Source organism: Flavobacterium araucananum, assembly GCF_002222055.1.
Lineage (GTDB): Bacteria > Bacteroidota > Bacteroidia > Flavobacteriales > Flavobacteriaceae > Flavobacterium > Flavobacterium araucananum.
Map to the genome: position 1 here is coordinate 89,863 of NZ_MUGS01000021.1, position 25,368 is coordinate 115,230.

24 protein-coding genes are annotated in these 25,368 nt (G+C 35.1%); 6 read left to right on the forward strand and 18 right to left on the reverse strand.

Annotation, left to right across the window (positions count from 1 at the left end; translation table 11 throughout):
- The first annotated feature begins 36 nt into the window (after nt 1–36).
- Nucleotides 37–1,005: a PorP/SprF family type IX secretion system membrane protein gene (locus tag B0A64_RS12700; protein WP_089479892.1), complete on the forward strand. Its 969-nt coding sequence runs from the start codon at nt 37–39 to the stop codon at nt 1,003–1,005.
- Nucleotides 1,006–1,030: 25 nt separating this feature from the next.
- Here B0A64_RS12700 and B0A64_RS12705 read toward each other — a convergent pair whose 3' ends face one another.
- The 12 genes from B0A64_RS12705 to B0A64_RS12760 form a co-directional block, all read right to left on the reverse strand.
- Entirely contained in the window at nt 1,031–1,261 is a 231-nt protein-coding gene (locus tag B0A64_RS12705; RefSeq protein WP_089479893.1) for a ferredoxin, read from the reverse strand.
- Nucleotides 1,262–2,503, reverse strand: coding sequence for a peptidase U32 family protein (locus B0A64_RS12710; protein WP_089479894.1), 1,242 nt, complete (start codon nt 2,501–2,503; stop codon nt 1,262–1,264). It abuts the gene before it with no gap.
- A 256-nt stretch (nt 2,504–2,759) separates the two neighbouring features.
- On the reverse strand, nt 2,760–3,194 hold the full coding sequence (gene tnpA / locus B0A64_RS12715) for an IS200/IS605 family transposase (RefSeq protein ID WP_089479895.1): 435 nt from the start codon (nt 3,192–3,194) through the stop codon (nt 2,760–2,762).
- 22 nt (nt 3,195–3,216) lie between these two features.
- Nucleotides 3,217–4,602 carry an oxygen-dependent tRNA uridine(34) hydroxylase TrhO gene (trhO, locus tag B0A64_RS12720; protein WP_089479896.1) on the reverse strand — a complete coding sequence of 462 codons (1,386 nt, stop codon included), beginning with the start codon at nt 4,600–4,602 and terminating at the stop codon, nt 3,217–3,219.
- Nucleotides 4,603–4,794: 192 nt separating this feature from the next.
- Nucleotides 4,795–5,205, reverse strand: coding sequence for a BrxA/BrxB family bacilliredoxin (locus B0A64_RS12725; RefSeq protein ID WP_056247939.1), 411 nt, complete (start codon nt 5,203–5,205; stop codon nt 4,795–4,797).
- Nucleotides 5,206–5,390: 185 nt separating this feature from the next.
- Nucleotides 5,391–5,819, reverse strand: a complete 429-nt coding sequence (locus B0A64_RS12730; protein WP_089479897.1) for an ArsR/SmtB family transcription factor — start codon at nt 5,817–5,819, stop codon at nt 5,391–5,393.
- 700 nt (nt 5,820–6,519) lie between these two features.
- Entirely contained in the window at nt 6,520–7,686 is a 1,167-nt protein-coding gene (locus tag B0A64_RS12735; RefSeq protein WP_089479898.1) for a lycopene cyclase family protein, read from the reverse strand.
- A 17-nt stretch (nt 7,687–7,703) separates the two neighbouring features.
- The gene (locus B0A64_RS12740) at nt 7,704–8,168 is read right to left on the reverse strand and encodes a thioredoxin family protein (RefSeq protein WP_089479899.1); all 465 of its coding nucleotides are present in this window, start codon (nt 8,166–8,168) and stop codon (nt 7,704–7,706) included.
- A gap of 166 nt (nt 8,169–8,334) precedes the next feature.
- Entirely contained in the window at nt 8,335–10,596 is a 2,262-nt protein-coding gene (locus B0A64_RS12745; protein WP_089479900.1) for a TonB-dependent receptor, read from the reverse strand.
- A 603-nt stretch (nt 10,597–11,199) separates the two neighbouring features.
- Nucleotides 11,200–12,108: an NAD(P)/FAD-dependent oxidoreductase gene (locus B0A64_RS12750; protein ID WP_208863536.1), complete on the reverse strand. Its 909-nt coding sequence runs from the start codon at nt 12,106–12,108 to the stop codon at nt 11,200–11,202.
- Nucleotides 12,109–12,128: 20 nt separating this feature from the next.
- A complete protein-coding gene (locus B0A64_RS12755; protein ID WP_089479902.1) occupies nt 12,129–13,331 on the reverse strand; it encodes a GTP-binding protein in 1,203 nt (400 codons plus the stop codon).
- Nucleotides 13,328–13,681, reverse strand: coding sequence for a MerC domain-containing protein (locus B0A64_RS12760; RefSeq protein WP_089479903.1), 354 nt, complete (start codon nt 13,679–13,681; stop codon nt 13,328–13,330). Before B0A64_RS12760 ends, B0A64_RS12755 begins: the two co-directional genes overlap by 4 nt.
- Before the next feature lie 94 nt (nt 13,682–13,775).
- On the opposite strand from B0A64_RS12760, the gene B0A64_RS12765 reads away from it, so the two are divergent.
- The 3 genes from B0A64_RS12765 to B0A64_RS12775 all read left to right on the forward strand — a co-directional run bounded on the left by B0A64_RS12765 (nt 13,776) and on the right by B0A64_RS12775 (nt 16,857).
- The gene (locus B0A64_RS12765; RefSeq protein WP_089479976.1) at nt 13,776–14,168 is read left to right on the forward strand and encodes a Fur family transcriptional regulator; all 393 of its coding nucleotides are present in this window, start codon (nt 13,776–13,778) and stop codon (nt 14,166–14,168) included.
- A 74-nt stretch (nt 14,169–14,242) separates the two neighbouring features.
- Nucleotides 14,243–16,114, forward strand: coding sequence for an Nramp family divalent metal transporter (locus B0A64_RS12770; protein ID WP_089479904.1), 1,872 nt, complete (start codon nt 14,243–14,245; stop codon nt 16,112–16,114).
- A gap of 89 nt (nt 16,115–16,203) precedes the next feature.
- Nucleotides 16,204–16,857 carry a metal-dependent transcriptional regulator gene (locus tag B0A64_RS12775; RefSeq protein WP_089479905.1) on the forward strand — a complete coding sequence of 218 codons (654 nt, stop codon included), beginning with the start codon at nt 16,204–16,206 and terminating at the stop codon, nt 16,855–16,857.
- A 241-nt stretch (nt 16,858–17,098) separates the two neighbouring features.
- Here B0A64_RS12775 and B0A64_RS12780 read toward each other — a convergent pair whose 3' ends face one another.
- The 6 genes from B0A64_RS12780 to B0A64_RS12805 all read right to left on the reverse strand — a co-directional run bounded on the left by B0A64_RS12780 (nt 17,099) and on the right by B0A64_RS12805 (nt 22,847).
- Entirely contained in the window at nt 17,099–17,497 is a 399-nt protein-coding gene (locus B0A64_RS12780; RefSeq protein ID WP_089479906.1) for a hypothetical protein, read from the reverse strand.
- 167 nt (nt 17,498–17,664) lie between these two features.
- Nucleotides 17,665–18,447, reverse strand: coding sequence for an enoyl-CoA hydratase/isomerase family protein (locus B0A64_RS12785; RefSeq protein ID WP_089479907.1), 783 nt, complete (start codon nt 18,445–18,447; stop codon nt 17,665–17,667).
- Nucleotides 18,448–18,456: 9 nt separating this feature from the next.
- The gene (locus B0A64_RS12790; protein WP_089479908.1) at nt 18,457–19,872 is read right to left on the reverse strand and encodes an ATP-binding protein; all 1,416 of its coding nucleotides are present in this window, start codon (nt 19,870–19,872) and stop codon (nt 18,457–18,459) included.
- Nucleotides 19,873–20,100: 228 nt separating this feature from the next.
- Nucleotides 20,101–20,649: a CopD family protein gene (locus tag B0A64_RS12795; protein ID WP_089479909.1), complete on the reverse strand. Its 549-nt coding sequence runs from the start codon at nt 20,647–20,649 to the stop codon at nt 20,101–20,103.
- An 81-nt stretch (nt 20,650–20,730) separates the two neighbouring features.
- Nucleotides 20,731–21,744, reverse strand: coding sequence for a ferrochelatase (hemH, locus tag B0A64_RS12800; RefSeq protein ID WP_089479910.1), 1,014 nt, complete (start codon nt 21,742–21,744; stop codon nt 20,731–20,733).
- A 230-nt stretch (nt 21,745–21,974) separates the two neighbouring features.
- Nucleotides 21,975–22,847: a helix-turn-helix domain-containing protein gene (locus B0A64_RS12805; protein WP_089479911.1), complete on the reverse strand. Its 873-nt coding sequence runs from the start codon at nt 22,845–22,847 to the stop codon at nt 21,975–21,977.
- Nucleotides 22,848–23,074: 227 nt separating this feature from the next.
- On the opposite strand from B0A64_RS12805, the gene hemA reads away from it, so the two are divergent.
- Together hemA and hemC are read left to right on the forward strand one after the other, a co-directional pair.
- Nucleotides 23,075–24,325, forward strand: coding sequence for a glutamyl-tRNA reductase (hemA, locus tag B0A64_RS12810; protein ID WP_089479912.1), 1,251 nt, complete (start codon nt 23,075–23,077; stop codon nt 24,323–24,325).
- Nucleotides 24,326–24,438: 113 nt separating this feature from the next.
- Nucleotides 24,439–25,362 carry a hydroxymethylbilane synthase gene (gene hemC / locus B0A64_RS12815; RefSeq protein WP_089479913.1) on the forward strand — a complete coding sequence of 308 codons (924 nt, stop codon included), beginning with the start codon at nt 24,439–24,441 and terminating at the stop codon, nt 25,360–25,362.
- Nucleotides 25,363–25,368: the final 6 nt, after the last annotated feature.

Consider the following 25,368-nt stretch of genomic DNA (forward strand, 5'->3'; position numbering starts at 1 on the left):
CAAAAACCAATAGTGTTTGCTAAAATTTATAATACAATGAAAAAAATAATTATATCACTACTGTTTATGGCTGTAACATCTGGTTACAGTCAGGAGTTAAATTTACCGGTTTTTACACAATATCTCGCAGACAATCCTTTTGTCATTTCGTCGACTTATGCAGGCATTGGTGATAACCTAAGAATACGAGCCAATGGCTTAACGCAATGGGTTGGCATTAAGGACGCTCCTGACAATCAGTCCATATATGCTGATTTCAGAGTTCTGGATCGGTCAGGAGTCGGGATTTCTCTTTATAATGACAGTAATGGATATACCAAACAAATGGGTGCCAAAGTTTCCTTTGCGCACCATCTTATTTTAGATTATTATTCTAAACAATACCTGTCATTTGGGATCTCGTATAACCTGAATACTTTCAAAATTGACATCAATAAATTTCAACCTACTGTAGAAACTCCGTCTTTAGATCCTGCGATTACAAACAATCGTGCTATTTCTAATAGCAATTTTGATGTTGGCGCATTGTATAGAAACAAAGGATTCTATGTAAGTTTAAATATTAGTAATATTCTTGAGAAAAAAATTGATCAGTTTACAGGAATAGAACCTACTTTACTTCGAAATTATCAGTTGTATACGGGATATGTTTTTAAAGGTGCAACGGATAGGATTGAATTTGAGCCCTCTGTTTATTTTCAAATGTTTGCCAGTGATAAACGTTCCAGTACTGACTTTAATTTTAAGTACCGACAGTATAATAAATATGAAGATTATTTCTGGATTGGGGTTTCGTACCGCTTCCTGAACGATCAGTTTTTTGAACCTTTAATGATAGGTCCAATGGCGGGATTTAAAAAAAATGATTTCTATTTTGGATATTCCTACCAGGCATCTCTGAATCAGCTTGGTGCTTACAATTCCGGAACACATGTTATTACTATAGGACTGGATTTCTTAAGAGGAATCAGTAACTGTTCTTGTACACAAAGTCCGGTTCACTAATTACCATATATACTAGGAATTCTTACTAGGTTTCTTTTACTGTAATAATTTTTACCGGACAGGCTTTTGCAGCCAATTCGCAGCTTTCGGCAATTGTATGATTGGGGGATTTTAACGTAAAAAATCCTTTTGCATCTTTGGAATGAATCAAAACTGATTTTCCGTCTTTTTTAGACATTTGAAAATGCACCGGATCCATTTCTACACAGTAATTGCAGCCGATGCATTTGTCTCTTTGTAATGTTATAATGACCATTTATGCTTCGACAATTTTATATAGTTTATCAGACATTCTAATCCTGAACGGAAGTTTCAAGGTACAATCGTCGCCTTTTGTAGCCTTTTCAGATACCGTGTCATTTACAAACATTTCGTCGATAATCATTTCCTGAGCTCCGGTACTTGGTCCCGTTACCAAAATTTTATCCCCAATTTTTATGTCGTACGCTTCAATCTTAAATTGTCCCACATTTGCTTTCGGAAAATAATGTATCCCTTTACCCACATATACTTTCTTTTGCGTTGCTGCCGAACCCGGAATATCACTCCACTCCCCTAATTCCTGGCCTAAATAATAACCCGACCAGAACCCACGATTGTACACGGTATTCAAAGATTCCATCCAAACTGCGATTTTTTCTTTAGAAAATGTTTTATCATAATACGAATCGATAGCTTCACGATAGGTTTTAATAACCGTTGCCACATATTCCGGAGCACGGCCACGACCCTCGATTTTAAGAACCTGAATCCCGGAATCTATCACCTGATCTAAGAAATCAATTGTACACAAATCTTTAGGCGACATCATGTATTCGTTATCAAGTTCAATTTCAAAACCGGTTTCCTGATCGATAACAGTATATTTTTTACGGCAATTTTGCTTGCAGGCGCCACGATTTGCAGAGGAGTTATGCGAATGCAAACTCAAATAACATTTTCCCGAAACTGCCATACATAAAGCTCCATGCCCAAAAATTTCTATTTCGACTAAATTTCCGTTAGGCCCCTTTATTTGCTCCTTTTCAATTTGATCTGTGATATTTTTTACTTGTCTTAAACTTAGTTCACGGCTTAAAACCATAGTATCTGCAAACAAGCTATAGAATTTTATAGTTTCGATGTTTGTTACATTCAATTGTGTCGAAATGTGAACTTCCATACCAATTGTCCTTGCCATTGCGATTACAGCCTGATCAGATGCAATTATGGCAGTAATAGCAGCTTCTTTGGCTTTGTTGAGTAGTGTTTTTACGACAGACAAATCATGATCGTAAATAATGGTGTTCAAAGTCAGATAACTGCGTACGTTTTTAGCCTGACAGCGCTTCGCAATTTCCTGCAAATCATCCATAGTAAAATTTATGGTTGAACGTGCACGCATATTAAGTTGTTCTACTCCAAAATAGATTGAATCAGCGCCATTATCGAGCGCAGCCTGAAGTGACTCAAAGCTCCCTGCGGGAGCCATAAGTTCAATTTTATTATTTGTTGTCATTTTTATTGGTATTGTATCCAGCGCCTGAAACCGTTGGGAAATTTTTTTTAATTACATCCCATCGCTTAACGATGAAAAAAAATTGTCTATACTTTTTGTGGTATTGTTTATAACAGCTGAAATCTTTGGGGATTTTGATTGTGTACCCATGGTTGAAACCTTGGGCTATATCTATAGAATCGAATTTTTAGCTAATTTTCCAACCATAGCCCAAGGTTTTAACCTTGGGTACATCGTTGAGAATTTTGTCAAGCATTCATTTATTCTCCAGTCTATGCAATTTTACAAACTCATCAAATTCATCTTGCCCATTTTTCATAAGATGATGTCGTTTTTGATTTTTAATATAATTATGCACTACATCTAGCTGAGACACACTAACAGAAAATGCCGCAAAACCATTCTGCCACGCAAATTTTTCAAGGATTAGATTTTCTCCATTTATAACATGAGAAGAACCTCCTTTTACTTGTTTCATCAAGTCTGAAATAGTTTTTTGTGGATTTTGTAAAAACAAAACATGAACATGGTCTGGCATTCCATTAATGATTCTAACAGGGCAACCCAATTCAATTAATTCTCCCCGAATATAATCGAATACCTTTTCCTCAATTGAATAATCAATTAATTCCTGACGGTTTTTGGTTGCCCAAATTGCGTGAATCCATAATTTGGTAAAAGAATGCGACATGTAAATTAGCTTAAAATTTCTGCTAATTTACAATTTTATACAATTTATCTGACAAACGAATGCGAAAAGGAATTTCGAAAGTAACTTTATCCCCAATTTTAGCAGTAGTGGCTTCTGCATCATTGACGATCATTTTTTCTAAAATCAATTCTTGGTTTCCTGTCGTTGGTCCGGAGATTAAGATTTTATCTCCAGCGTTCAGCTCTTGATTTTCGATGGTAAAAAGTCCAACTTTTGCTTTTACATAATAATGTTCTGCTTTTCCAAGAAGTACTTTTTTTACTTTTATTTTCTGACGAATATCTGCTTGTTTTTGCTTTTCTTGTTCGCTTATGTTCGGGTTAGCTGTAGCCAAAGAATTATTTGATAGTTCGCCTGAGTGTTTGAATTTTAGATTTTCAGATTTTCCTTTTCTAAAAACCTTATTTCCAACTTGTTTCCCGGTTCTTAATCTTACCTGATCTACCAATGGCAGGTGTATAACCTCAAGACATTCTGTAGAACAGCAGTTTTCCATTGCCGCTTTACAATCATCACATTGAATAAATAACAAATGACATCCGTCATTTTCGCAATTGGTGTGATTGTCACAAGGTTTTCCGCATTGGTGACATTGCGAGATAATATCATCGGTAATTCTTTCGCCAAGACGATTATCAAATACGAAGTTTTTTCCAATGAATTTACTTTCCAGTCCTTCTGCTTCAATTTGTTTGGCGTAATTGATGATTCCGCCTTCTAACTGAAAAACATTTTTAAAACCCTGATGTTTAAAATAAGCACTTGCTTTTTCGCAACGAATTCCGCCGGTACAATACATGACCAGATTTTTATCTTCTTTATGATTTTGAAGCTGATCGTTGATTATTGGTAAGCTCTCTCTAAATGTTTCAACATCCGGAGTGATAGCGCCTTTAAAATGACCTACTTCACTTTCGTAATGGTTTCTAAAATCGACTACAATGGTATTTGGATCATCAAGAATTTCATTGAATGCTGCGGCTTTTAAGTGAACACCAATATCCGTAACATCAAAAGTTTCATCGTTTAAACCGTCGGCAACAATTTTGTCACGAACTTTAATAGTTAGTTTTAAAAAGGAATGATCATCGTGTTCTACGGCTTCATTCAAACGAATGCCTTTCATGAAATCATATACTTCCAGAGTTTCTCTAAAAGCCTCCAAATTTTCTTCAGGAATACTCATTTGAGCATTTATTCCTTCGTTGGCAACATAAATTCGGCCCAAAGCATCAAGCTTATTCCAGGCTACAAATAAATCATCGCGAAATTTTTTGGGATCTTGAATTTTGGCATACGCATAGAAAGACAACGTTAGTCGTTGTTTACCGGCATCATCGATCATGATGGCTCTTTCTTCTGCGCTCAAAGTGTTGTACAGTTGCATGCTATAAACAGTTTTAAGTGTGAGAAATTATTTTTTTGAGTGGCAAAGGTAAAGAAAAAGGTTCAAAGGGACAAAGGTTTTGTCAGGTTCAAAGATTTTGAGGTACTTTATAAAAACAAAAAAGCATCAGCCGCGGCTGATGCTTTTATAAAAATCTTTGTACCTCTGTACCTTTGTTACTTTGAACGTAAATTAACAGAATTCATTAAAAGCATCTTGCAAGTTCTCAGCAATTAATTCGGCTGGGCGACCTTCGATATGGTGACGCTCTAACATGTGAACCAATTCTCCGTTTTTGAACAAAGCCATAGATGGCGATGATGGAGGAAAAGGAAACATGTGTTGTCTGGCTGCATCAACCGCTTCTTTGTCAACACCTGCAAAAACAGTGATTAAGTGATCTGGTTTTTTAGCTCCTTCTAAACTCATTTTTGCTCCCGGACGTGCATTTCTTGCAGCACAACCACAAACAGAGTTTACAACAACTAATGTGGTACCTTCGGCTTTGATAGCGTTATCAACAGCGTCAGCACTATGTAAATCTTGAAAACCTGCAACAGTAAGTTCAGCCTGCATTGGTTTTACCATTTCTTCTGGATACATATTTCTTTATTTTTAAATTTTACTTTTGAACTGCAAAGTTACAAAGTTTACTCGCAACAACTTAACTTCAGGTATAAAGTTTTGTTATAGTTCGATATAAGATTTTAAATCAAGCAAATAGGTCTCTAAAAGTCTTCTGTATTTTTAAGCTATTTCAACAATGGCTTAAGATCATTTCTGAGCTTTTAGAGTGCTTCTTTTATTCTTTTATCCGGAAATTGATAGTTGTATTGTTTCAAATGGCTATTTCTACCATTTGTTTTATGTCGGGTGGTCAGAACCGTTGACTTATTTTGTTCTGAAATCTCAATCGTTGAAAGATAAGTGGTAAAATATTTTTTAAGCATTTGTATGTTATCGACTTCAAGAGAGTAAATTATTTTCTTTCCTTCATTTTTTATATTGACCAGATGTGCTTTTTTTAATTCCAGTAAATGTTTAGATACCGTTGACTGCGCCAACGGAATTAACTCAACAATTTCACCACAAGTCCTGTTGTCTCTTTTCCATAAAAGGGTCATGATCTGAATTCGGGCAGGATGTCCAAGTGCTTTGCAAATTAAACCTATTGCTTTTGTTTCTAAATCAAAATTTAAGTGCTTAATAATTCCCATAATTTTACCAATTAATGCATTATCGAAAATGAGCGATTACAATATTACCTCGTTGCTTTTATATACGTTTTTTATTCCCTATTTGTTTTAAATCCGGCTCATTTACCGGCATCAGGATGCAAAACATCATTTTCATAAATAATGAATTCTACATTATTTAATATCCAGCAAAGCTAAATGTTAAAACATCTGTACGGATGCCGTAAAAAGCTTTTAAAATAAAAGAATAAGACATTTATTTTATGAAATTTTGAACCTTAAAACACTTAAAAATAATGATCTGTGTTTTCTGTTTTTACAATAAAACTACCATTTTCATGGTATTCACTATTTTTTACGATAAAAGAATTTACTGCTGTATTACGTATAAACGAAAATAAATTGAAGAACCAGACAAACACTTTTGAAAGTATTTCTAATTCAGGAAAGTATAATAAAGAAGAAAGTTGAATACGAATTACATTTAATAAAAAGAAAAGCTATCTAAAATTACCTGTAAAACAATATGGCTTAGAAGTTTAGGAATATAAGAAAGCATTAATGTTCTGTAGTTCTTGTGATCTGCTGGTAGGCATCATCCTAAAATGACGTTAATGCAATTATAGGCTTATCAAACAAATTTAAGCAAATAAACGCACCATTTTTTACTATTTGCCTTTAAAAAATCTGTAGTACACTGTAAAATTTGTGTAACCGTTTTTTATTTGAATAAAACCCGAAACAATGCTTTTATAAATGGTGCTTTCGGGCACTTGAGAATTACTTTAAGTTCTTCGGTCAAAGTTGTTTCTTCGTCCAGAAATTTAAAGATTAAAACCGGATTTCCTTTTTTGAACAACGAAGAAAAGATAATACTTCCCAATTCATTATGACGATAGAGAATATCTAAAAGTAATAGATCGTAAAACCAAAATCTGTTTTTATTATAAAACGATGTCATCCTGAGCGAAGTCGAAGGATTGGAAAGAAATTCAACCAACTTAGTTGATTTTTTATCCGAATTTCTAAATGTATACCCTGTACTTGCTTTTGTCCATCCGCCGGCAGTGCCAATATTTAAAACTCTTTTAGTGTTTTTCTTCCAAAAAGGAAAGCACGTCATTGGGATACTTCCCTGCTCCTTTTCGACAATTTCATATTGCTTAATTCCGAGTTTTTCTAAATAGATTTTAATCTCATTTTCATATTCTTCTTTAATAAGCAGGTTCTCAGAAAACAAGGTATACTCTACCAAAGCTTCGGTTTTAGAAGTTGGCAAAACATACATAAATCTTGTATTGCCTTTTTGTTCTACCGAAAAATCCATGAAAGTAGCTTTTTCCAGATCGAATACCTCAACATCGCTTTTGACAAACCAACCTGTAAAGTGCTGTTGCAAAACAGGATACTTATCCTGACTTAAAGCAAAATTTTTGGTGTAAATACTATTGAATAAATAATCGCAGGTATATCTGTTACTTTCCGTCCCTACAAAAACATGAGTTTCAAGCTCATTGATATCCGTTACTTTTTCATTTAAAAAAGTGATGTTTTGATGCTTTGAAAGTTTTTCAAATACAAAATTGTAAAATTCTAATCCGTTAATTTGATTGTACTGATAAGGTTTGAGATCTAAATCCCGTTTGAAATCTTCATTAGCAAACAAAGCCAAATCCCATTTTTTAGAAATAACCGAGTCCCAAATCGTATCTTCTTTCGCCCAAAAACACCAGGTTCTGTCATTTATCTTTTTAGAATCCTGGTCTAATAATAAAATTGATTTATCGGAAAAATTTCCGGACAAAACCATTTTATAAACGGTCATCAAAGCAGATAAACCCGATCCGGTAAAGATGTAATTGAAGTGTTGGATTTGCGAAGAATTCATTCTCAAAAATAGGAATTTTATTGTTCTAATTTTTCTAAAAGACCTTTAAAATCCTCTATGTTTAAATAATTGTTGTATTGCAAAATGATTTCATTTTTCTCATTTAAAACACATAAAACCGGATATACAATTTGATTTTTAATTGTACCCAATTGCAAAGCCAATTCATGAACACCAACATTATTTCCTGAAGGCTTGTATTTAAAAGTCTGATTATTAAAAACAATATCTCGCTTTTCCTCGGCATTCAAATCTACAAAATAGAATTTGGAATTCAGTTTTTCGATGATTTCAGGATTTCTAAAAGTCGTTTGTTTCATTCTTTGGCAAAATTGGCACCAATCGGTATGGATGAAAATGATTGTTTTTCGTTTTTGAATGTGTTGCAAACTATCAACTTCTTCAAAGGTTCTGCTTTTTAATTGGCAAAATCCTGTTGAAGTAAATGCGAAGAAGATTATAAGTAAAATTGGCTTTTTCATTTGTTGTCATTTTTGCCACAGATTGCACAGATTAAAATGATTTTTTTCGCCACGAATTGCACAAATTTACACTAATTAAATTCGTGATAATTTGTGTAATTTGTGGCAAATTTTTTCTCCTTTTTTTTAAATCATTTTAATCTGTAAAATCTGTGGCATTAACCTTTTATCGTAACGTATATCTTAACCCAAAAAAACCACGAATTGTTTGGTTTTGTCCGTAAACATAAGTCGTATCAAAAGTTAAACCGTAAGGATTATCAGGAGTGACCAACACTTTTCCGGCGGCATCGTATTGTACCTTTTTATCAAAAGGGTCATTGGTTCTGGAAATCAAAAACGGATTATTTTGCTTTGGCGTAAAGTTCAATAAGTTTTTTACTCCGCCATACAATTCAAAATTCTTCCAGCCAAAATAGGTAAACTGAATATTCTGGATGCTGTACCAAGGCGACTTTGGACTTCTTGGATCCAGATCACTTAGCAAAGGCAACTTCATTGGGCTGTAAACATTTCCGGTATAATCCAACAATAAATTCAGGGATTCTATTTTATACGAAATACTCCAGGTGGCGGTGAATTTCTCGGTTAAAAAAGGAGTTTGCGAAATTCCGTTTTCGACATTTTTATTATCCAAAACCGTAGCACCCAAAATCATTTTTAACCCCGTTGGAAAATTAACATCAACATTGGTGCTGATTCCCTGGCTTATGGCATAACCGTTGATGTTGTCGTAGATAATTTTATTGGGATCGGTTTCATAATCAGATATGATTTTATTGCTAAAGCGCGTATAAAAAACAGTTGTTTCTATGCCGATAAAAGTTCCATTGGTAAAGTTTATTTTCTGAATATAATTCAGATTTGCATTTACAGATTGTTCGGGCTTTAAATTGCTTTTTAGTACAACATCTCTCGAACCGGTAAGAGCCGCATGATCTTCTGTAAATAAATTCACAACACGAAATCCGGTTCCGGCATTAAAACGGAAAATAGTATTTTCGTTTTTCTTCCATCGATAGGCCACCCTTGGTGTATATATCGAGCCATGAATCGAGTTATAATCATAACGCATGCCTAACAAAACCTGACTTTTGGGAGAAAGTGTAATCTCGTCCTGAACAAATATTCCGGGTAACCAGGTACTTTCGGCTTCCTTTGTGGCAGTTGTATTATCGTCATAATACGAATATCGATTGGCGATTCCGGCAAGAAAATCATTTCGACCAATCTTTTTATCCCAGGTAAGTTGCAGGAAACCTATTTTTTGATTTGCAATATAAGACGTTGTTCCGTAACGACTGTCCTGATAATGTACATTTCCGGAAAAGGAAAGCATCAATTTTTCTTCAAACGGCAATTGATAACTCCCTATCAACTCTCCTCTTTTGGTATAAATACTTTCGCCATAAATTTCGTTTCCGCCTCGGTACTTTTTCTCCCAACGTACATCTCCTCCCCAACGATCTTCGTACATTCCGCGTGCTGCAATCGTAAATAAGCGATTATTCTCTCTTTGAAAACTCCATTTATTAAAAACCGAAATTCTTTGAGAAAGTGTCACATCCGTAAAACCATCCTTATCCTTATCTACCACCTGATTGTAATCGAAGTAATTAATTCCCAAAAGTGTTGTTGCTTTTTTAGTCGGGTTAAATTTCATTCCCAAGTCAACATTCGTTTCTAAATAGGAAGTCGAAAAAACATCTGCCGAAAACAAAGGTGCGTTTGTTGGGTTCTTCGTTATAATATTGATTAACCCTCCAACAGCCTCACTTCCGTAAAGAGAAGAAGCCGGACCTTTTACGATTTCAATACGCTCTACGAGTGAATTTGGGATTCCTGATAATCCATAAACCGTCGAGAGACTGCTCACAATTGGCATTCCGTCAATTAAAACCAAAGTATACGGGCCTTCCAGTCCGTTAATGTGAATATCTCCTGTGTTACAAACACCACAATTGAGTTGAGGCCGAACGCCATTAATGTTTTGAAGTGCTTCATAAATACTGGGAGTTGGGTTTTTCTTGAAAAAAACAGGTGAATAAACCTCAACCGGAACAGCACTTTCTAATCGTTTTACGGCTTTTAAAGTTCCGGAAACGACAACTTCGTTAAGTTGATTTTCATTATCGGTTAATTCAAAATCATAAGACTGGACAGAGTCTTTTATGACTTCTATTTTCTTCTTCAAAGTCTGAAAACCTATTTGAGAAATCTGAATGGTATAATTGCCAAAAGCAACATTTTCAAATTTATAATACCCTAAACTATCGGTAATCGTTTTTTGTTTTGTGCCCACTAAATGAACATTCACTAAATGTAATTGATGGCCTTCGCCGGAAATAACTCCCGAAACAGAAGTCGTTTCTTGTGCGAACGAAATATGTAAACTAAATAAAAGCAATATCAAAAAAAGTTTTTTCATCGTTGTAAAATTAAATTTAGACAAAACTAAAAATTAAATTTGATAAATATTGTTTCTAAAGCTAAAAACTTTAAAATTGATTTTAATTCAATGCTTTATGAATAGTATAACACATAGAAATAAGTCGCAAAATTCTTTATTAACCGGGAATAGCGTCCAGTTTTAGCTGGATGAAAATATAAAAGGAAGCAAAAAGGGCTTTAGCCAACTTTTATAGGTTTAGCAAAAACCATTTTACCTTAAATCTTATTCCCCAAGCTGAAGCCAGGAGCTATACAAAAAAGACTCCATAAAAAGTAGCTTCTATTTTGTCTCGACACATTGATATCGCTGCGATGGAGCTTTGACATAAATTAAATACTGATTAGGTATAAATATAATGCTCCGATGGAGTTTTAATAATTAAAGTCCCAGAAGGACACAATATTTATAGAAAAATCCAAAATCCATTTCTAAACCCCAGCGGAGTGAAACCATTTATTTTTAACGAATAGAATTTTATGGTTCCGGTTCTAAAACATACCAAACGATTTAACCCATAAAGAATGAAACACGTTTTTGAACCCTTGACACTATTAACTATGTCTCGCCTAAATTTAAAAGCTAAACAAATACCTCATCAATTAATTCTTTATTGACCATTGCTCCGGCAAAAGAGCCGGAAGAAACCGCCAATGCAACAGATCTTGCCTGAATATGGCAATCGCCACTCGCAAAAACTCCCGGAATTGTCGTTTTCTGAAAAGCATCTACTTTCAACAAACCATTTTCGGTCAATTGGCAGCCTAAAGATTCGGGTAAAGGACAATGCTGTTCAAAAGGAGCTTTAAAATAAAGGGCTTTAACGACCGTTTTAGTTTGATTTTTAAAGAAAATCTGCTGAATATTTCCGTTTTCATGTTCTAAACTTTCGATTTCATCCTCAATAATTTCAACTTTATGTTGTTTCAATAATTGAGTTTGCTCAATTGTTAGCGTTGATTTTCCGTTTGTTAACAACCTTAAATCTTTAGTCCAGTTTGATATCATTTTAGAAAATTCAAAACCCATATCGCCATTGGCTACGATTTCGGTCTTTTCTTTTTTTACTTCATAACCATGGCAATACGGACAATGCAAAACCGAAATTCCCCAACATTCAGCAAAACCAGAAATTTTTGGCAATAAATCTTTTACACCTGTTGCAAATAATAGTTTTCCGGATGTAAAAATTTTTCCGGAACTGGTTTCGATTTCAAAACCAGATTCCGTTTTAATAGCGCTAATAGCGAGTCCGTTATAGAATTTAACCGAATCATAAAATTTAACCTGAGTTTTGGCTTTCGCCGAAATTACAGCGGGTTTCTCTCCATCGTGCGTAATGAAATTATGCGAATGCGGCGTTTGTCTGTTGCAAGGCAAACCGCTATCAATGACCAAAACGTGTCGTAAAGAACGCCCTAGACTCATTGCTGCCGAAAGTCCGCTGTAACTACCACCGATAATTATAACGTCGTATGTATTGTTGTACATCATAGTTTTTATGTTTTATATTAATTTCCGGGAATAGGAAAAGGATCTTTTGCAGAGAAGAAACCATTATGATAATCTATAATTTCATCCTCGGTGCAAAGGCATTTGTTAAGTGCTGCAAGAATTTGAGTTTCATTTATTTTCTGACCAATAAACACCAATTCATTTAGTCTGTCGCCAAACCTGGAAGTCCATCGTTCTTCTATTACATCCTGAAACTCCACAAAATTATTAAACGTCATTCTCTCGCTTAACGGCATACTGGCCCACCAGACACCGGCTCCTTCCGCTTTCATCGATCCCCCAGCCTGACTCCAATTAATAGCTTGATGTGGTCTTGATGCCATCCACAATAATCCTTTGCTTCGAATTATGTTTGCCGGAAAATCAGATGAAATATAATTCCATAATCTATTGGGATGAAAAGGTCTGGGATCCCGAAACACAAAAGAACTTATTCCGTACTCTTCTGTTTCGGGTGTGTGAATACCTTCTAATTCCCGAATCCAGCCTGCCGAATTTTCGGCTTCTTCATAATTGAACAAACCTGTATGGATAATTTCGTTCGGGTTTACTTTCCCTAAAACCGAAGTGATTATTTTTGCAACCGGATTTAGCTTTTGAATCGAAGCTTTCAACATTTTCAATGATTCTCGAGCGATAAGATCTGTTTTATTCAAAATAATAACATTGGCAAATTCTACCTGATCGACCAAAAGGTTGACTATTGTTCGGTTATCATTTTCAATATCTGAAAGGTTTTGCTCCTGCAATGTTTTAGCGGAGCCAAAATCTTTAAAGAAATTAAAACTATCCACAACTGTAACCATTGTATCGATATAGCTAAATCTGGACAAATCAATGTTTTCGTCTTCATTTACAAACAAAAAAGTTTGCGCTACCGGAATGGGTTCGCTAATACCGGTACTTTCAATAAGCAAATAATCGAACCTGTCTTCTTGTGCCAGTTTTTCGACTTCAAGCATTAAGTCTTCCCGCAAAGTGCAACAAATGCAACCATTGGTCATTTCAACCAATTTTTCTTCGGTTCGTGATAATGTAAATTCATTTTTTATAAGTTGGGCATCTATATTGACTTCGCTCATATCATTGACAATAACTGCGACTTTTAATCCTTCTTTATTGTGTAGAATATGATTGAGAAGCGTTGTTTTTCCTGCGCCAAGAAATCCGCTCAATACAGTAACCGGTAGTTTTTTCATCGTTGTAAAGGTTTGTGATTTGTATAATTTAAAAAATGTCCAAGGATCATACCGATACCTCCAATAAAAATCAGATCGAGATGAATGTCCAGAAAAAGTTCGCATAAAACACTAATCCAGATCAAAGACATCGAAATAATTAGAATACTTGCTACTAAAAGATTTGTTTTTTTTATAATTTTAAAAATTGCAAATGTGCCTATTGAAGCAAAAAGCAAATCGATAAAAGGATTGTGACTTAAACCCAAAGGCAAGATAGTTAAGAGCGGAAAAACTAAACAATGCACCAAACAAATGGTCGCACTCGAAATTCCTAAAATATCGTAAAGGGATGAGGTAGTTTTCTTCATTTTCAGTACATTTGCTTAATGCAATTATGTTGCAAATATATAGTTTTATTTTATTCGCAACAATGTTGCGTTAATGTTTTTTAATTTAATAAAAATGAAAACAACAAGAAACACCGCAGCAAAGACAGCGGTTATAGAGATTTTTGAGAAATCTAAAACCGCTTTGTCTCATACTGAAATTCAAAAAAAAATCAATGATTTATGCGATCGCGTTACGATATACAGGATACTTGACCGACTCGTAAATGACGATATTATTCATAAAATTGTAAATCTGGACGGAACTGTAAAGTATGCAAAATGTCATCATAATGCTCAAAGAGTACACATACATAACCATGCTCATTTTAGTTGTGAGAAATGTTTAGAAGTAACTTGTCTTGAAAATGTGAAGCCCAGTTACATTATTCCGCACAATTATAAAGTCAACGATATAAACTTTACATTGTCAGGACTATGTCCGAATTGTTTAAATTCTAACAATTAAGATTTAGACTTGCCTAAAAATATTGTTTTACGAATACAATTTTTATATATATTTGTTAAAACAACATTACTACAATGACTAGATCTTTAGACGAGGTAAACCAATCGGTTGCTACAGAACATAAAAAAACAGGATTCAGAAAAATATTAGCCTTTTTAGGTCCCGCCTATTTAGTAAGCGTTGGTTATATGGATCCCGGAAACTGGGCAACAGATATTGCCGGTGGTAGCCAATTTGGTTATTCATTGCTTTGGGTTTTATTAATGAGCAACTTAATGGCGTTGCTGCTTCAAAGTTTAAGTGCCCGTCTTGGTATAGTAACACAGCGTGATTTGGCGCAGGCTTCCCGGGAAACCTATTCTAAGTTCATCAACTATATTTTGTACTTTCTGGCAGAAATTGCTATTGCAGCCTGTGATCTTGCCGAAGTTTTAGGAATGGCAATTGGTATCAATTTGTTATTTGATATTCCGCTTATCGAAGGGGTTTTAATTACCGTTCTGGATACCTTTCTATTATTATTCTTAATTAATAAAGGAATCCGAAAAATGGAAGCTTTTATTATTGTTCTGGTGGCTATCATTGGGTTCTCGTTTATTTTTGAAATGATTTTTGCAGAACCGGAACTGGACAAAGTGCTTTACGGACTTATTCCGTCAATGCCTAATTCTGCCGCTTTGTATATTGCTATCGGGATTATTGGGGCTACAGTAATGCCACACAACTTGTACCTGCATTCGTCTTTAGTACAAACCCGAAAATTCGATCGTACTCCTGCCGGAATCAAACAGGCTTTGAAATACAATCTTATTGATTCGACCATCGCCTTAAATCTTGCCTTTTTTGTAAATGCAGCCATTTTGATTTTGGCAGCAGCCACTTTTTACAGAAACGGAATGTTTGAAGTTGCCGAAATTCAGGATGCACATCAGTTTCTTGAACCTTTGTTGGGAACTAAATGGGCGCCAATATTATTTGCTGTTGCCTTAATCGCTGCCGGACAAAGTTCGACCGTTACGGGAACCTTGGCCGGACAAATTGTAATGGAAGGATATCTGAATTTAAGGATTCAGCCTTGGGTGCGCCGAATCATAACCCGTTTGATTGCCATTGTTCCAGCCGTTGTCGTAATTTTAATTTATGGTGAAGGTGTAACCGGAAAACTTTTGATCTTAAGTCAGGTTATTTTGAGTTTGCAATTGGGCTTTGCCATTATCCCGCTAATTCACTTTGTAAGTGATAAAACCAAAATGAAAGGGTTTCATATTTCAAGAACAACTCAAATTGCAGCCTGGATTATTGCCTTGATCATTGTTTCGCTTAATGCAAAGTTAGTTTATGACGAAATTACTTCCTGGCTTGCAAGTTCTACTCATCCAACGATTTTGTGGTTAACAGTAGTTCCACTTGCCTTTGGGTTTCTTGCCTTATTATTATATATCATTGTAAAACCTTTTATCGCAAGGGCAAAATCAAATATCGAGAATCATTCGCCACATCATTTAAAACTGGTTTATACGCCAAAAGAAACTTACGGCAAGAAAAACATAGCGATTTCTGTAGACTTTTCTAAAGCTGATGAAGCTGCACTTAACAATGCTTTCGAATTAGGCGGAATCGACGCGCAATACACTTTAATTCACATCGTAGAAACCGTTGGTGCATTAATGTATGGAGGTCATGTTGACGATCACGAAACGACAATCGACGAAAAATTATTATTAGAATATAAAGAGATGCTTTCGCAAAAAGGATTCAGGATCGAAACTGAACTTGGTTTTGGAAAACCTAACACTGTGATTGCAAAGATTATCAACCTTGGTAATTTTGATATACTTGTTATGGGAACCCACGGACACACTGGTTTAAAAGATATTTTGTTTGGTACAACCGTAGACAAATTGAGACATAAAATTTCAATACCTTTGTTGATTGTTAAGAAATAGGGACAAAGGTTCAGAGGTTCAAAGGGACAAAGATTTTAAACTTTGAACCTTTGCGCCTTTGTCGCTTTGAACCTCAAAAAATAAAAGAAATGACTTTCTCAGAAGAAAACTATCTTAAATCGATATATCATCTTACTACTTCTAATGATTCAGAAGTAAGCACGAACGCTATTGCTGAAATGATGGAAACCAAAGCTTCATCAGTTACGGATATGCTTAAAAAGTTATCTGATAAAGATTTGGTGCATTATAAAAAGTATCAGGGCGTTTCTTTGACCGAAAATGGTAAACTGGCTGCAAAAATGATTGTTAGAAAACATCGTTTATGGGAAGTGTTTTTGGTTGAAAAACTAAATTTCTCCTGGGATGAAGTTCACGATATTGCCGAACAATTGGAGCATATCAAATCGGAACAACTGATTAATCGTTTGGATGATTTTCTGGGAAATCCTACCGAAGATCCGCATGGTGACCCAATTCCGGATGCCAACGGAAGAATCGTAAAAATCGAGAAACACTTGCTTTCTGAATTAATAGAAAATCAAACCGGAGTTTGCGTGGGTGTAAAAGACACTTCGTCTGAATTTCTGCAATATCTGGATAAACAAGAAATTGCTTTGGGCTCTCAAATCGAATTTATCTCTAAAGAATCTTTTGATTTATCTGTAAAAATCAAGGTTAATGGCAGAGAATTATCAATCTCGAATAAAATCGCTTCGAATTTGTTTGTGAAGTTAGTTTAGGGTTATTTCACGGAGATTCGCAGAGAATTGCACAGAGAGTCACTAAGATTTTATAAACTGTAATTATAAATTGAATAGATTAAATCCATCCCTACAATATAAATCGAGCCTAAAGCTCTTTCTCAAAAGTTCCGGAGGAACGAACTATATTGTAGCAACGGATTTCAATCCGTTGATGGCAACGAATTCAGTAAACGAGGGCTTCGGGAGCGGGATTAGCTCCTAAAACTAATGATAAGAATTATACAATTCCTTTCTCGATCATTTCCAGCATTACCGGAGAAGCATTTTTGAATGTTGGTTCTTGCTCAATGATACTTCCGGCGTTCTTTTTGTTTACTTTGAATGTCACATCATTATCTGTGGTAAACAACAAAGCCGTTAAAAACGGATTTTTGATATACGTTCCTAATACCATTAAGGCCTCATCTAAAGCATGGGTGCTTTCGATTTCTTCGGTTTTGTAACGGGTTGTTAAGGCAATTGACCAGGTATTGTCTTCGTTTATCGCCAAACGAAAATAGATGTTTTTGATCTCGGTATCGCCGATCGTTTTTGCTAAAGTCAGTTTAGCAAAAGTGCCGGCTTGAATGCTTTCTTTAACGCGTTCGCAAAAAAGAGCAAATATTGGTTCGTACATTTTTTTAAGGTTCTAAGGTTGTAAGGTACTAAGGTTCTAAGTTTTTACCTTTCGTATCCCTGTATTGTTATTTTACTGCAAAAATCTCACAAAGTTACACAATGCTTTGTATTAAATTTTTTCTTTGCGACTCTCTGTGAAATCTTTGTGCAACTCTTTGGTATAGCTTATTTTCCTGTAAATTCAGCTTTTCTTTTTTCTAAAAATGCTGTTGTTCCTTCTTTAAAATCCTGAGTTCCGAAACATTTTCCGAATGATTTTATTTCGGTATCAAATCCGTTTTTGCCATCTGTAAAATTGGCATTGATCGCTTTTATGGCTTTACTAATCGCAAATGGGGCGTTTTTAATAATTTTTTGAGCGATAACAGTTGTAAAAGACAAAAGTTCAGCCTGAGGCACTACGTGATTTACTAAACCGTATTGTTTGGCTTCTTCGGCAGAAATCATAGCGGCTGTCATAATCATTTCCATAGCACGACCTTTGCCCACTAGTTGTGGCAAACGTTGTGTTCCTCCGTAACCCGGAATCAATCCTAAACTCACTTCGGGCAATCCCATTTTGGCATTGTCTGATGCTACTCTAAAATGACACGCCATAGCCAGTTCTAATCCGCCACCTAGTGCAAAACCATTTACGGCAGCAATTACGGGTTTCTTTAAATTCTCTATATAATCAAATAAGGTTTCTTGTCCTTCGGCAGCTAATTGTGCCCCTTCGACAATTGTATAATTGGCAAACTCTGAAATATCGGCTCCTGCAACAAATGCCTTTTCACCAAATCCTGTCAATATAATTACGCGGACTTCCTCATTTTTTCCTAATAATTTTATGGCTTTACTCAAATCGCTAATCGTTGCTTTGTTTAAAGCATTTAGCTTCGTAGGTCTGTTAATGCTTACGGTTGCAATTTTTTCTTCAATTGAGATTAAAAGATTTTCGTAGTTCATGACGTTAGTTTATGAGTTTGTTATGGGCAAAGAAACTCTAAAAGTGGTTCCTTTTCCGTATGTTGATTCAAAGGTAATTGTTCCTTTGTAATTTTCGATGATGTTTTTTATAATTCCGAGTCCAAGTCCCATTCCACTTGTTTTGGTGGTGAATTTTGGTTCAAAGATTCGGCTTATGTCTAGTTTCTGAATTCCGATGCCGTTGTCTTTTACATCGATTTCCACATTATTATTCGTACGTTTTACAGTAACCAAAATAGATTTATGAAATTGGCTTTCGGGGATGGCCTGAGTTGCATTTTTAACGAGGTTGGTAATGACACGGATCAGTTGTGTACGATCCATTTTTGAGATAATTTCCTCTTCTTCACTTTCAAAAACAATATAATCTTCGTTGAAGATATCCAGTGCCAATTCGACAACCTCAACTACATTCAGGGTCTCGTTTTGCTGTGCCGGCATGGAGGCAAAATTCGAAAATGCCGATGCTACAGCTGTCATCGTATCAATTTGCTGAATCAACGTTTCAGAATAATCGTTTAATTTTTGCTTTACGTCCGGAGCTGTCGGGTCAAACTTGCGCTGAAAACTTTGTACCGTCAAACGCATTGGCGTAAGCGGGTTTTTAATTTCGTGTGCCACTTGTTTCGCCATTTCGCGCCAGGCTTCTTCACGCTCACTTTGGGCTAGTTTTACAGCACTGGTTTCTAGCTTATCGACCATTCCGTTATACGCCTTTATCAGGAAGTTGACTTCCTTACTATTGGCTTCTAGTACGATTTTCTCGTTTTTCTGATCCAGATTGGTTTCTTCTAAACGATCTGAAATGGTTTTTAAGGATTTTGTAATATAGGTCGAAAGGAAATATGCCAAAGCAAAAGCGACAACAAGCATAAACGAATATACCTGACTTAACCGAATCAGGAAGGTGTTTAATTCGTTGTCATAATAACCGTCGTCTTCCAGATACGGAAGATTTAAGATCCCAAGTGGTTTAAATTTTTCGTCTTTTATCAAACTATACGAAGATCTGTTTTTGACTCCGTCGATGGTTTTAATATCTACAAATCGCTTTTCGATAGAAGAACGAACGAGCTTCAGGATATATTCCGGAATTGGCGGTGCTACTTTATCTACTGCAAAAGATTCTTTTGATGATTTTAATAGTTTCCCGTCGAGACTGTAAATATTGATTTCGATTTTGTGAATCTGAGCCAATTCGTGGATTTTATCTTTAAAAATTAAATCTAAATTGGCTGTTTTTAGAGGATATGTTGTGGTAGAAAGCACATAGTTAATGTGTTCTTTTACGGCATTTTCTTTACGCTCCAGACGTTCCTGATGGTATTCTTTGGCTTCGTTCTTGAACTGAATAATCGAAATGGAAGCCAATAAAAACGATGCCACAACAATCAATACAATCATCGAAAGGAATATCCTAACACGCAATGAAAGCATCGACATTTTGAAGTTGTTCAACATAGTTTTTTAGTTTTTGCCACTAATTACACGAATTTACGCTAATTATTTTTTGCCACAGATTAAAAAGATTAGCATGATTTTTATTTTTCAAATCATTAAAATCTGTCCAATCTGTGGCAAAACAAGATCAAAATAATTCGTGCTAATTTGTGAAATTCGTGGCAACCTTTTTTATTTTTTCTCTCGAATACGCTTATAAAAACGAAAACCAAGCATTATGATAATCGAGAATAAAAAGATTCCAATTACGCCAAAAATCCAGTTGATGGCACTTTTTAAAACTACTAAAAAAACTACTGCAAAAAGTATAATTGTAGCGCCCTCATTCCATAAACGCATAAAATTGTTAGAATATTTTACCTCGTCGTTTTGTAATTGCTTAAATATTTGATGACATTTTGCATGATACAAATACAACAAGAAAACGAAACATAATTTTACGTGCATCCACGGCATTTTTAGCCATGCGTTTCCTAAATCTGTAAAAAACAACATCCAAAAAGCAAAAATACTTGCCAAAATTGCAGATGGCCACGTAATAATGTACCACAAACGATAGGTCATTATCTTGTATTGTGCCTGTAAAATTTCTTTTTCGGGAGATGGTTTTTCGTTGGCTTCTATTTGGTACACAAACAAACGCACGATATAAAACAATCCGGCAAACCAGGTTATTACAAAAATAAGGTGCAGTGATTTTAGATAATTATAATATTCCATTAATAAAGTCTTTGTTCTTTACTCTCTATTTTCTTTGTTCTATTTTCTTTATTCTTTGTTCTTTATTCTTTATTCTTTGTTCTATTTCGCCCACTCGTTAATCCAATTCCCTACTGTTTCGCACCATTCGTCATCATCGTTCAAACATGGGATTGCTAAGAAATTCCCACCACCGTTTTTCTCGAAATCTTCTTTGGCACGCATGGCGATTTCTTCCAGCGTCTCTAAACAATCTGAAACAAAAGCTGGCGTTACAACCGCAAGGTTTTTGATTCCTTTTCCTGGCATTTTGTCAATCTCAACATCTGTATAAGGCTCCAACCATTTGTCTCCCGCTAAACGCGACTGAAAAGTTAAGCTGTATTTATCTTCAGGAAGTCCTAATAATTTTACTACTTGTCTTGTTGTTTCGTAACATTGGTGACGGTAACAGAAATCATGTGCCGGCGATGGTGTATTACAACAAGACCCATCGATTTTGCAATGCGATTTTGTTACATCGGTTTTACGAATATGACGTTCCGGGATTCCGTGGTACGAGAATAATAAATGATCGTAATCATAACCAACTAAATGTTTCTGAATCGAATCTGCCAGATTCCTGATATAATCCGGTTTGTTGTAAAACGCAGGAACATCAGTAAAAGTCATTTGAGGGAATTTCTTTTTACGAATTTCTTCGGCTTTTACTAAAATAGTCAAAGTCGAAGCCATTGCATATTGTGGATATAAAGGAAAAAGTAATACCTCGGTAACTCCTTTATCATGCAATTCCTGAAGTCCTTTTTCGATCGTCATGCTTCCGTAACGCATTGCCAGAGCAACCGGTACATTTACCAAAGGCTGCACTTTCTTTTGCATTCTTTCAGAAAGCACCACCAACGGAGAACCTTCGTCCCACCAAATTTTTGCATAAGCATGTGCTGATTCTTCTGGTCTTTTTCTTAAAATAATACCACGAACCAATAAAGCTCTTAATAAATACGGAACATCGATCACGTATTTATCCATTAAAAATTCGTCTAAGTATGGTTTTACATCTTTTGGTGTTGGACTTTCGGGAGATCCTAAGTTTACTAATAATACGCCTTTCATTATGATTTTATTGCTTTAGGCTTTAAGCTTTGGGCTTTAAGCATTTGTTTTTAAAATTTTCGTCAAAAGTATTGTATGTAACTTTTTAGAAATATGATAATTATTATTTTTTATTTATTGTTGAATATAGAAAATCGATTTACCAGATATTGGCACACAGATGTAACTGGTTTAACAGATTTTCGCAGATAATTAATTTGTGTCAATTCGTGAAATTGGTGGCAAAAAAACTAAACATTAGTATTTATCGACATCAAATACTTTTTAGGAGTTGTGGCAAACTTTTTCTTGAACGCCGCTATAAAGTGACTTCCGGTACTGTAGCCTATTTTCAACCCTACTTCGTTTACATTATAAGAACCGCTATCTAATAGTTTACGAGCAAAATCCATTTTGTAATCAAATAGAAAACCATAAACCGTGTCACCGTAAATTTGTTTGAATCCCATTTTGAGTTTCTTCAAATTCAAACCAATTTCATCTGCCAATTCCTGTAAACCTGGCGGTTCAGCCATATTAGCGATAATAATTTCTTTGGCTTTTCGAATTTTCAGAACGTTATCTTCATCGATCAAAAACGGACATTGTTCTGCATTTGGGTCTTCGGTTCTGTTAAAATACAAACTCAATAATTCGTATCCTTTTCCTTTATAATAAAGGTTTTTTATGGATGGATGTAAGTTATAATGAAACAGTTGACTCAAAACAATTGCCATCGACGGACTAATGTTTCCTTCGTTATAATACTTTTTGTCTTTATTATCGGGACTTAAAAAAGTAATATAGTCGGCTTCTGCAGAAAACAACGCGTGAAATTTCTTGATCGAAACAATTACGGAGATTACCCAGGAATTTGGAGCCAACTCTAAATTCAATGGTAATTCTTTCTGCGGATTGTACAAAAGCAACGATTTTTCTTCTTTCAAGTCTAAAGCATAACTGCCCTGATTGAACAAGAATTTGGCATTGCCTTTTATTCCGAAGTGAAACTGTATCAAGCCACTACCTACTTCGTGCTGTGCCGAAAAAGGCTCTGAACTGTCATTTTGAAAACGAATAAGCGTAAAGTCGTCTTCAATTTTTATAATTTCTTGAGAACTCATAGCGATATTTTTTTGAATCGAAAATCAGGATATTTGAATAATCTTATTTAGAATCACTCTAAACAAATCATTTCTAACAAGCTGATTTTGCTACAAAAGTACTTATTTTTGCATAAATACAGCTGTTTAGAAACAAAAAAACATGTAGCGATACAAAAAGCACTTTGAGCGTTACTTTTATAACGACTATAGTAATAATTTTGTTGCACTCTTATGAAAGTGAATTTATGGAAAACAATAATGTACCGAAACACCTTTATTTTTATTCAGTTGGTCTGAGTTATAAAAAAGCTGATGCTGAGGTAAGAGGTAAATTTAGTTTGGATGCAATTGCAAAAACGCGTTTGCTGGAACAAGCTAAAAGTGAAGGAATAGAAAGTTTAATTGTCACTTCGACCTGCAACAGAACCGAGATCTATGGTTTTGCAGAACACCCATTTCAATTAATAAAGCTAATTTGTGATAACAGCAACGGTTCTGTCGATGCTTTTCAAAAAGTTGGTTTTGTCTACAAAAATCAAGAAGCAATAAATCATCTTTTTCGTGTAGGAACTGGCTTAGACAGTCAGATCTTAGGCGATTTTGAGATAATTTCCCAAATAAAAACCAGTTTTGCTCATTCAAAATCTTTTGGTTTAGCAAACGCTTTCTTAGAAAGATTGGTAAATGCCGTAATCCAGGCAAGCAAAAAAATCAAAAACGAAACTGAGATTAGCTCAGGCGCAACATCTGTTTCTTTTGCATCCGTACAATACATTATGAAAAATGTAGAAGATATTGGCAATAAAAATATTTTACTTTTTGGAACAGGAAAAATTGGAAGAAATACTTGCGAAAATCTTGTAAAACATACTAAAAATGAGCATATTACTTTAATCAACCGAACTAAGGACAAGGCAGAGAAATTAGCCGGAAAACTAAATTTGATTGTTAAAGATTATTCCGAGTTACATCTGGAACTTCAAAAAGCCGATGTTGTTGTTGTCGCTACAGGTGCTCAAAACCCAACAGTTGATAAAGCCATCCTAAATCTAAAGAAACCTTTATTGATCTTAGATTTATCGATTCCTAAAAACGTTCATGAAAATGTAGAGGAATTAGAAGGCGTAACGTTGATCCACATGGATTATTTGTCTCAATTGACAGATGAAACTCTTGAAAACAGAAAATTACACATTCCTGCTGCCGAAGCTATTATTGAAGAAGTAAAAGAGGAATTTGTTACCTGGACAAAAGGACGCAAATTTGCTCCAACGATTAATGCTTTAAAAGAAAAACTAAACGCTATCAAAGTATCAGAGTTAGATTTTCAAAGTAGAAAAATTGTAGATTTCAATGAGGCTCAGGCTGAAATCATCAGCAACAGAATCATCCAGAAAATCACTACACATTTTGCTAATCACTTAAAAGACGACGACACCATGGTAGATGAAAGCATCGAATGGATTGAGAAAGTCTTTAAGATAAAAGCATCTTAATAAAATCAAATTTTAAACCATATAAGTTATATAAGTTCATTTAATAAAACTGATGTTTTTACGCAAACTGCTTAAATTTACTTATATAACTTATATGGTTCAAGAAACAAAAAATGGCTAAAAAAACAATCAGAATTGGAACTCGCGATAGCGAACTAGCACTTTGGCAAGCACATACTGTCGAAAAAAAACTAAACGACTTAGGGTATAAAACTTCAATTGTTGCCGTAAAATCCCAAGGCGATATTATTCTTGACAAACCGCTGTACGAACTTGGTATTACCGGAATTTTTACTAAAACACTTGATATCGCTATGCTTAATGGCGATATTGATATTGCCGTTCATTCTATGAAAGATGTTCCTACGGCTTTGCCCAAAGGTATTGTTCAGGCGGCAGTTTTGGAGAGAGCCAATGTTTTAGACATTTTAGTACATAAAGGAAATCCTGATTTTACTAATCCAAGCACTATTGCAACCGGAAGTTTACGTCGTCAGGCACAATGGTTTAACAAATACCCTAATCATACCGTGGTTGATTTACGCGGAAACGTAAACACGCGTATGCAAAAGCTACAAGACAATAACTGGGACGGAGCTGTTTTTGCCGCTGCAGGTTTGGAGCGCATTAACCTGAAACCCGGAAATTATATAGATTTAGATTGGATGATTCCGGCACCAGCTCAAGGTGCAATGCTGGTTGTAGCAATGGAAAACGACAATTATACGCTGGATGCACTTTCGCAATTGAATCATATCGAAACTGAAATTTGTACTTATATCGAACGTCAGTTTCTACGAACACTGGAAGGTGGCTGTACAGCACCAATCGGGGCTTTGGTAAATTATAATGAAGACGCTGACACTTTACATTTTCAGGGTGTTTTGCTTTCTGTTGATGGTAAACAAAAACTCGAAATTGACAAAACTGTTGATATTTCAGAATGGAAAAAACTAGGTTTCTTCGCTGCTCAGGAAATCCTGAACAATGGCGGGGCCCAATTGATGGCATCTATTAAAGAATCTCTAAAAAAATAATTTTTC

Coding starts and splice junctions, on each gene's coding strand:
- B0A64_RS12700 (WP_089479892.1), top strand. CDS start 37: ATGAAAAAAATAATTATATCACTACTGTTTATGGCTGTAACATCTGGT.
- B0A64_RS12705 (WP_089479893.1), bottom strand. CDS start 1,261: ATGGTCATTATAACATTACAAAGAGACAAATGCATCGGCTGCAATTAC.
- B0A64_RS12710 (WP_089479894.1), bottom strand. CDS start 2,503: ATGACAACAAATAATAAAATTGAACTTATGGCTCCCGCAGGGAGCTTT.
- tnpA (WP_089479895.1), bottom strand. CDS start 3,194: ATGTCGCATTCTTTTACCAAATTATGGATTCACGCAATTTGGGCAACC.
- trhO (WP_089479896.1), bottom strand. CDS start 4,602: ATGCAACTGTACAACACTTTGAGCGCAGAAGAAAGAGCCATCATGATC.
- B0A64_RS12725 (WP_056247939.1), bottom strand. CDS start 5,205: ATGTATCCAGAAGAAATGGTAAAACCAATGCAGGCTGAACTTACTGTT.
- B0A64_RS12730 (WP_089479897.1), bottom strand. CDS start 5,819: ATGGGAATTATTAAGCACTTAAATTTTGATTTAGAAACAAAAGCAATA.
- B0A64_RS12735 (WP_089479898.1), bottom strand. CDS start 7,686: ATGAATTCTTCGCAAATCCAACACTTCAATTACATCTTTACCGGATCG.
- B0A64_RS12740 (WP_089479899.1), bottom strand. CDS start 8,168: ATGAAAAAGCCAATTTTACTTATAATCTTCTTCGCATTTACTTCAACA.
- B0A64_RS12745 (WP_089479900.1), bottom strand. CDS start 10,596: ATGAAAAAACTTTTTTTGATATTGCTTTTATTTAGTTTACATATTTCG.
- B0A64_RS12750 (WP_208863536.1), bottom strand. CDS start 12,108: ATGTACAACAATACATACGACGTTATAATTATCGGTGGTAGTTACAGC.
- B0A64_RS12755 (WP_089479902.1), bottom strand. CDS start 13,331: ATGAAAAAACTACCGGTTACTGTATTGAGCGGATTTCTTGGCGCAGGA.
- B0A64_RS12760 (WP_089479903.1), bottom strand. CDS start 13,681: ATGAAGAAAACTACCTCATCCCTTTACGATATTTTAGGAATTTCGAGT.
- B0A64_RS12765 (WP_089479976.1), top strand. CDS start 13,776: ATGAAAACAACAAGAAACACCGCAGCAAAGACAGCGGTTATAGAGATT.
- B0A64_RS12770 (WP_089479904.1), top strand. CDS start 14,243: ATGACTAGATCTTTAGACGAGGTAAACCAATCGGTTGCTACAGAACAT.
- B0A64_RS12775 (WP_089479905.1), top strand. CDS start 16,204: ATGACTTTCTCAGAAGAAAACTATCTTAAATCGATATATCATCTTACT.
- B0A64_RS12780 (WP_089479906.1), bottom strand. CDS start 17,497: ATGTACGAACCAATATTTGCTCTTTTTTGCGAACGCGTTAAAGAAAGC.
- B0A64_RS12785 (WP_089479907.1), bottom strand. CDS start 18,447: ATGAACTACGAAAATCTTTTAATCTCAATTGAAGAAAAAATTGCAACC.
- B0A64_RS12790 (WP_089479908.1), bottom strand. CDS start 19,872: ATGATTGTATTGATTGTTGTGGCATCGTTTTTATTGGCTTCCATTTCG.
- B0A64_RS12795 (WP_089479909.1), bottom strand. CDS start 20,649: ATGGAATATTATAATTATCTAAAATCACTGCACCTTATTTTTGTAATA.
- hemH (WP_089479910.1), bottom strand. CDS start 21,744: ATGAAAGGCGTATTATTAGTAAACTTAGGATCTCCCGAAAGTCCAACA.
- B0A64_RS12805 (WP_089479911.1), bottom strand. CDS start 22,847: ATGAGTTCTCAAGAAATTATAAAAATTGAAGACGACTTTACGCTTATT.
- hemA (WP_089479912.1), top strand. CDS start 23,075: ATGGAAAACAATAATGTACCGAAACACCTTTATTTTTATTCAGTTGGT.
- hemC (WP_089479913.1), top strand. CDS start 24,439: ATGGCTAAAAAAACAATCAGAATTGGAACTCGCGATAGCGAACTAGCA.